The sequence below is a fragment of the Tardiphaga sp. 841_E9_N1_2 genome (assembly GCF_051811065.1).
GTDB lineage: Bacteria > Pseudomonadota > Alphaproteobacteria > Rhizobiales > Xanthobacteraceae > Tardiphaga > Tardiphaga robiniae.
The window spans coordinates 3,678,707-3,685,000 of record NZ_JBPWQC010000001.1 but is presented as its reverse complement, the minus strand read 5'-3'; the positions used below and the strand labels follow the sequence as shown (position 1 = coordinate 3,685,000).

9 protein-coding genes (1 of these 9 running past the window's edge) are annotated in these 6,294 nt (G+C 60.8%); 5 read left to right on the top strand and 4 right to left on the bottom strand.

Annotated elements, in window-relative coordinates; genetic code table 11:
• From AB8A50_RS17775 to AB8A50_RS17760, 4 genes are all read left to right on the top strand, one after another.
• On the top strand, window positions 1-396 hold the 3' portion of the coding sequence (locus AB8A50_RS17775; RefSeq protein ID WP_439078462.1) for a hypothetical protein. Its footprint begins 144 nt before the window's first position; the window shows 396 of its 540 coding nt (coding positions 145-540); its start codon lies off the left edge, out of view; its stop codon occupies window positions 394-396.
• Window positions 397-619: 223 nt separating this feature from the next.
• Window positions 620-1,228, top strand: coding sequence for a hypothetical protein (locus AB8A50_RS17770; protein WP_439078461.1), 609 nt, complete (start codon window positions 620-622; stop codon window positions 1,226-1,228).
• Window positions 1,229-1,405: 177 nt separating this feature from the next.
• A complete protein-coding gene (locus AB8A50_RS17765) occupies window positions 1,406-1,609 on the top strand; it encodes a hypothetical protein (protein WP_068729147.1) in 204 nt (67 codons plus the stop codon).
• A 105-nt stretch (window positions 1,610-1,714) separates the two neighbouring features.
• Window positions 1,715-2,257 carry a methylated-DNA--[protein]-cysteine S-methyltransferase gene (locus tag AB8A50_RS17760; RefSeq protein ID WP_093757381.1) on the top strand — a complete coding sequence of 181 codons (543 nt, stop codon included), beginning with the start codon at window positions 1,715-1,717 and terminating at the stop codon, window positions 2,255-2,257.
• Between the two features lie 79 nt (window positions 2,258-2,336).
• Here the strand turns inward: AB8A50_RS17760 and AB8A50_RS17755 are convergent, their stop codons facing one another.
• The 3 genes from AB8A50_RS17755 to AB8A50_RS17745 all read right to left on the bottom strand — a co-directional run bounded on the left by AB8A50_RS17755 (window position 2,337) and on the right by AB8A50_RS17745 (window position 4,867).
• Complete coding sequence (locus tag AB8A50_RS17755) at window positions 2,337-2,954, bottom strand: glutathione S-transferase family protein (protein WP_439078460.1); 618 nt, start codon at window positions 2,952-2,954, stop codon at window positions 2,337-2,339.
• A gap of 129 nt (window positions 2,955-3,083) precedes the next feature.
• Window positions 3,084-3,926, bottom strand: coding sequence for a fumarylacetoacetate hydrolase family protein (locus tag AB8A50_RS17750; protein WP_439078459.1), 843 nt, complete (start codon window positions 3,924-3,926; stop codon window positions 3,084-3,086).
• Window positions 3,927-4,015: 89 nt separating this feature from the next.
• Window positions 4,016-4,867: an MBL fold metallo-hydrolase gene (locus tag AB8A50_RS17745; RefSeq protein ID WP_439078458.1), complete on the bottom strand. Its 852-nt coding sequence runs from the start codon at window positions 4,865-4,867 to the stop codon at window positions 4,016-4,018.
• A gap of 130 nt (window positions 4,868-4,997) precedes the next feature.
• Here AB8A50_RS17745 and AB8A50_RS17740 point away from each other — a divergent pair, with 130 nt between their 5' ends.
• Entirely contained in the window at window positions 4,998-5,411 is a 414-nt protein-coding gene (locus tag AB8A50_RS17740; RefSeq protein ID WP_439078457.1) for a DUF3775 domain-containing protein, read from the top strand.
• A gap of 73 nt (window positions 5,412-5,484) precedes the next feature.
• Here the strand turns inward: AB8A50_RS17740 and AB8A50_RS17735 are convergent, their stop codons facing one another.
• Window positions 5,485-6,267, bottom strand: coding sequence for an SDR family oxidoreductase (locus AB8A50_RS17735; protein ID WP_120287227.1), 783 nt, complete (start codon window positions 6,265-6,267; stop codon window positions 5,485-5,487).
• Window positions 6,268-6,294 lie beyond the last annotated feature (27 nt).

The following is a 6,294-nucleotide window of genomic DNA, read 5'->3' as shown; positions in this document are numbered from 1 at the left end:
CAGGTGGTGGCGTTGCTCGCAGCGCAGAAAGATCTCGACGGCTTTGTCGCCACTCCCGGAACGAACGCAGCGGTCCTTGCCCAGATCGATGGTGTCGCCAAGAAGCATGGTTTTGCAAATTACGCCGAGTATACGATCTTGTTCGACAATATCGGTCTCGCAATGGCGGGCATCGATCCGAAGACGAAGACCTATGTGGGGCCGGTTGCCGTGATCAAGCAGAAGATCGCCACCGTTCAGGCGGACAAGAGCCTGTCAGCCGAAGACAGGAAGGAGGCGATCGACGATCTCAATGCCAAGATGGCGTCGCCACCGCCAGCTGTTGAAAACAAGGGCAATATCGATCTCGCGATCAAGTATTACGACAAGCTCGCCGTCGCGCTGAAGGACGACTGATCGTCGGAATGGCGGCCTGCGTTGTTGGTCGTACATGCACCATAAGCGGGTAATGGCCGGAAGATCGGTAACCGAGCAGCCGGGGGAAGGGACGACCGGCCGCTGCGATCATTCAGCCACGATTCAGCTGCAGCATTCCATCCTCTGCCAACCGGGCTCGTTGAACCGGTTTCGCTCCGCGATCGACTTTCCCTGGTCGCTCCAATTTGCCGAGGAGATCTTCATGCGTTCCATCCTTCGCCCCGCCATCGTCGCCCTGACCATCGCAGGCCTTGCGACGATTCCCGTCACTGGCGCTGCATATGCGCAGGCGCAGAAACAGCCCGCCGCAAAACAGACGCCGCCCACGCCGGCACCCACCGCAGCTCCCGCACAAAATGCGCCGGCGCCAAAGCAGATTGCGCTGACTGACAAGCAGATCGAGCAGGTGCTGGCCGCACAGAAGGATCTTGATGCGGTGACCGCAAAGCTGCCGCAGCAGGCGCCAGACAAGCCGGATCCCAAAGTGGTCGCGCAGCTCGATGACGTCGCCAAGAAAAACGGCTTTGCGAACTACGGCGACTACAACGACGTCGTCGAAAACATCATGCTGGTGCTGGGCGGCTTCGATCCGCAGACCAAGAAATATGTCGGCCCCGAAGTGGTCTTCAAGCAGCAGATCGCGGCCGTGCAGGCCGACAAGAAGATGCCGGCCAAGGACAAGAAAGCCGCGCTCGCCGATCTCAACGCCGCGCTCAAATCGCCGCCGCCAGCAGTCGAGAACAAGGGCAATATCGACCTCGTCGGCAAATATTACGACAAGCTGGCCGCAGCGATGCAGAACGACGAGTAAGTCCGCCATTGCCATCGCACGGCTTGGACTTCTGAAGATCGGGGCCGCTATGCGGTCCCGATTGTCGTTGGAGGCCTGGCCAACGCTACGAAATAACGCCTTGGCGTGCTCCGAATTGTTGTCTAAGCCCTCGTTATTCCGGCTTTCACGAGCCTTTCATTGACGCGGGAGACCGACATGTCGAATCCGAAAGAAGTTCCCGCCCTCCCGCTGAAGGGCTACAGCCTGTTGGACTTCCAGCCTGATCCGACCGTGGTCGGCATCTCCTTCGACACCGAGGCCGGTGTGTTCATGTTCGTGGCCACCAAGGAAATCCTCGACATGCTCGGCCAGGCCTTCATCCACAAGGCCGCCTCAATGCCGTCACGCGAGCAGAGCTGAGACAAAGCTGTTTGCCACTCCGGAATCGGGTGGCGAATGGCTGAAAATCGTCGCAAACTCCGGACCTCACCACATCGGATGCTGATGCGATCGATGGAGGCTCATATGACCGACGTTCAGTTCACTCTCTTCGACACCGCCATCGGCCGCTGCGGCATCGCATGGGCCGATCGCGGCATCGTTGCTGTGCAATTGCCGCAGCCGGACGAAAAACAGACCCGTGTGCGCATCAAGCAGCGCCATGCGGAGGTCGTCGAAGCCGCGCCGCCGCCTGCGGTACAGGCAGCCATCGACGGTATCGTCGAACTGATGACCGGCAAGCCGGTCGATCTTCTCGATATCGATCTCGATCTCACCGACGTCCCCGAATTCAATCGCAACGTCTATGCGATTGCCCGCCAGATCCCGCCGGGCGCAACGCTGACTTATGGCGATATCGCCAAGAAGCTCGGCGGTGTCGAACTGTCACGCAATGTTGGGCAGGCGATGGGGCAGAATCCGTGTCCGGTGATCGTGCCGTGTCACCGGGTGCTGGCTGCCGGCGGCAAGCCGGGCGGATTTTCGGCCAATGGCGGCGTCGAGACCAAGCTCAAGATGCTCGCCATCGAGGGCGCGTATGTGAATCACACGCCCTCGCTGTTCGACTAGATCTGCCGCAAGATTGCCGCAGGCCTGACGCAGGATTTTCGCAAGCTGACGTGAAATCGCGTCAGGCCGCTTTTCGACCCTAACCCTTTGGCGGAACGGAAATCTTGACCGCTTCCCGTTGCAGCATCTTGTTGTGGAAAGCGTCGAGTTTCGGGAACGCCTTGTGCCATCCGCAATCCGGGAAGCGGAAGTCGGCATAACCGAGCACGCAGACGAGCGCGATCTGCGCCGCATCCAGCGGACGCGTCAGGATGTCCGGATGATTTTCGAAACGTGCGAGCCCCTGCCAGGCGCGATCCCACTGATCGTCATACCAAGCCTGCCACAGAAGCTCTTTCGGGCGCACGCCGACCTCGTAGCGGCACAGCAGCATCGCATCCGTCATGCCCTGCAGCATCGAATGCTCGCTCTTCACCTTCCAGCGCGCCGGACCCGAGGCCGGGATCAGCTTGTTGCCGCCGGCGAGCTCGTCGAGATATTCGGTGATGACATAGGAATCGACGATGACATTACCATCATCGAGGATCAGCGCCGGCAATTTCCTGACCGGGCTGATGTCATGCGAATAGGTCTCGTTCTTCTGCGTCGGTGCGACTGAAGCCGCCACCAGTTCGATCTTGTCGATCAGTCCGAGTTCGATCGCCGCGATGCGCACCTTGCGTGCAAAGGGCGAACCCGGAGAAAAAGTCAGCTTCATTTTTGGTCCTTTACTCAGTTCTATTGGTCGTCATTGCGAGCGCAGCAAAGCAATCCAGTCCTTGCTTTGTGGCCTTCTGGATTGCTTCGTCGCTTTCGCTCCTCGCCATGACGAGGAGAGTGATGCGCCTTAAGCCGCAACCACTTTCTGCTTCTGCTCGCCGAGCTTCTCGATGCCGAGCGTCATGACGTCGCCGACTTCGAGGAATTTCGGCGGCTTCATGCCGAGGCCGACGCCGGGCGGCGTGCCTGTGGTGATGATGTCGCCGGGCATCAGCGTCATCATGCCGGACAGATACGAGACAATCTGCGGCACGTTGAAGATCATGGTCGCAGTCGAACCCGTCTGGCAGCGCTTGCCGTTGACGTCGAGATACATGCTGAGCTTGTGCACGTCGCCGACTTCGTCTGATGTGACCAGCCACGGGCCGAGCGGGCCGAACGTGTCGTGTGACTTGCCCTTGGTCCACTGACCGCCGCGCTCGATCTGGAAGAAGCGCTCGGAAACGTCATTGCAGACGCTGTAGCCGGCGACGTGCTTCAGCGCATCGGTTTCGGTCACATATTTGGCTTTGGTGCCGATGACGATGGCGAGTTCGACTTCCCAGTCGAGCTTGGTCGAGCCGCGGGGCTTTTCCACATCGTCATTGGGGCCACACAGGCTGTTCAGCGCCTTCATGAAGACGATGGGCTCCGACGGAATTGGCATGTTCGATTCAGCGGCGTGGTCGGCATAGTTCAGGCCGATGGCGATGAACTTCGGCTTGCCGCCAACGGGCGAGCCAATGCGCGGCGAGCCGCTTACGGCAGGCAGCGACGCCGGGTCGAGCGCAGCGAGCTTGGCAAGATTGGCAGGCGCAAATGCATCGTCAGCCAGATCTTTCACCTGGCCGGAGAGGTCACGCAGCTTGCCGTCCTTGTCGATCAGTCCCGGCTTTTCGCTGCCGAACGCGCCGTATCTTACGAGCTTCATTGTCGTCTCCCTTGGGGCTTGCCTGAAAGGTTGTGGAACAGGGCGCGGGGAAATTCAACCGCGCGACAGAAAGGTCAGAGCCGCAAAAATCAGTGCTGCAGCGCGGCAAATCTGAAAGCATCGCCCTCGCGCATGATGTGGCCGGCACCGAAGTGACCGCCGATCACCAGTGTCGGCGTATCCGCAAAACGCGAGAACAATGCGCGCCGCGATACGGCGGATTGCAGGGGATCGGCATCCGCCGTGGACGACCAGTCGAGATGCGCCATCTGCACCGGATGATGTGCGGCGTCGCCGGTCAGCAGCGCTTCCTCGCCCGCGGATTTGATATGCACGCTCATATGGCCGGGGCTGTGGCCCGGTGTCGGGATCAGCGTGACCTCGTCCGAGAGTTGCGCATCGCTGGCAACGAGATCCATCAGCCCGGCATCGGCGATCGGCTTTACGGAATCGTTGAACACGGCGAGATGCGACGCCGTATCGCTATGCGCCGCCCAGTAGTTGTATTCGTGCTGCCCAAACACATAGCGTGCATTCGGGTATGTAGGAACCCATCGGCCATCGACCAGTTTTGTGTTCCAGCCGACATGATCGACATGCAGATGCGTGCACAGCACCGTGTCGATACTCTCCGGCGGGAAGCCCGCCGCCGTCATGTTCTCGAGGAACGGCGTGTGCAGGTCATTCCACGTCGGAACTGAACGGCCCTGCTTGTCGTTGCCGAGACACGTATCGACGACGATGCGCTGCGTCGGTGTTTCCACGACCAGCGCATGGATCGACATTTTCAGCCGGCCTTCAGGAGTTGCAAATTCCGGCATCAGCCACGGCAGCGCATGGACCTCATCGGGGCCAACCTGCGGGAGAATGAAGCGTGTGCTGCCAATCGTCTCGCCTTCGATGATCCGCGTGATCCTGACCTTGCCGACCGTCCATTGCATCAGGCGTTCACCCCATTGTTCTTTTTAGGGCTGGAAAGATGCGGGTTTCCGGCGTGGCGCGCAATGGATCATCTCGCCGGGCTGCGCGTTGTCAGAGTGCAACACCGGGCCCTGCAGCGAGGAGCGTGCGATGCCAGAACTAGCGATTTCATCCGAGAAAGTCGGCTTCCTGATCGAGAAGGCGCGGCAGTTCGATGCCAAGGATATCGCCTCGGATTCCGATTCCGGTTCGAACGGCGCCGATGACGATATGATCGATGTGTTGGAGGACAATGGCGAGGATCCCGTGGCGCGGGAAATCGCGGGCTTCATCAGCGCGCTCACCGAAGACGAGCAGATCGATCTCGTCGCCCTGATGCGGCTGGGACGCGGCGACGCCACTATCGAGGAATGGAGCGACTTGCGCCGCGAAGCCGCAGAAGGCCGCAACGGGCGCACCGCGCGCTATCTGCTCGGCGAGCCTTTGCTCGGCGATCTCCTCGCCGAAGGCCTGGAAGAATTCGGCGTCGATTGGTCCAGCGAACGCACCACGCCGGTCCATTGAGCGCGTAACACAAAAACAAAAGGCGATCGGCATGCGAGCCGATCGCCTTTTCGCGTCTTGAGATGTCGTCGAGTTACATCGTGCCGGGGAAAGCGCCGCCGTCGAGAACGATGTTCTGGCCGGTGATGAAGCCGGATTTCGAACTGCACAGCCATGCACATGCCTGACCGAATTCATCGGCTTCACCGAAGCGACCCGACGGATTTTCGGCGGCGCGCTTGGTCAGGATTTCGTCGACCGAAAGACCTGTCGCCTTGACCTGACCGGCGGCAACGCCCTTCAGGCGGTCGGTGTTGAACGGGCCCGGCAACAGGCCGTTGATGGTGACATTCGCGCGCACGGTCTTGCGCGACAGGCCGGCGATGAAGCCGGTAAGGCCGCTGCGGGCGCCGTTCGACAGGCCGAGCACATCGATCGGCGCCTTCACGGCGGCCGATGTGATGTTGACGATGCGGCCGAACTTGCGCTCCATCATGCCGTCCACCGTCGCCTTGATCAGCTCGATCGGGGTCAGCATGTTGGCGTCGATGGCCTTGATCCAGTCGTCGCGGGTCCAGTTGCGGAAATCGCCGGGCGGCGGGCCGCCGGCATTGTTGATGAGGATGTCGATCTGGCCGGCTGCCTTCAGCGCGGCTTCGCGGCCTTCGACCGTGGTGATATCGCCGACGACTTCGGTGACCTCGACGCCGGGATAGGCCTTGCGGATATCGGCAGCGGCCGCCGCCAGCACGTCACCGCCGCGTGCAGTCATCGTGACATGCACGCCTTCTGCGGCCAGCGCTTCGGCGCAACCACGGCCGAGGCCCTTGCTGGATGCGCAGACAAGCGCGCGGCGGCCTTTGATTCCAAGATCCACGATATCACTCCTGAAGTTGTCGAACTG